This is a genomic window from Amycolatopsis sp. SID8362 (assembly GCF_010550475.1).
Taxonomy (GTDB): domain Bacteria; phylum Actinomycetota; class Actinomycetes; order Mycobacteriales; family Pseudonocardiaceae; genus Amycolatopsis; species Amycolatopsis eburnea.
The window spans coordinates 1-215 of sequence record NZ_JAAGNB010001050.1 but is presented as its reverse complement, the minus strand read 5'-3'; the positions used below and the strand labels follow the sequence as shown (position 1 = coordinate 215).

At 78.6% G+C, this 215-nt stretch carries 1 protein-coding gene; it reads right to left on the bottom strand.

The genetic code is table 11. The features are described 5' to 3' along the window. A partial coding sequence (locus G3I65_RS32610) for a hypothetical protein (RefSeq protein ID WP_203612577.1) occupies window positions 1-215 on the bottom strand: 215 nt, incomplete at both ends.

Below are 215 nucleotides of genomic sequence, written 5' to 3'. Positions count from 1 at the left end.
TCCACCGAGGCGAGCGCGTCCTGCGCCCGGCTCGGCAGGCCGCCGATCGCGTAGAGGCAGGTTTCGGTGGCCACCAGCCGGAACCGCGCCCGCGGGGTCGGCATCGGTGCCACCGGCACCCAGTGCGGGCGGGGGGCCGCGGGGTCCAGCACGTGGACGGCGTCGGTCGCGTGCTCGGCCGGGTCGGCGTCCCCGACCACGCCGCCGGCGACGTA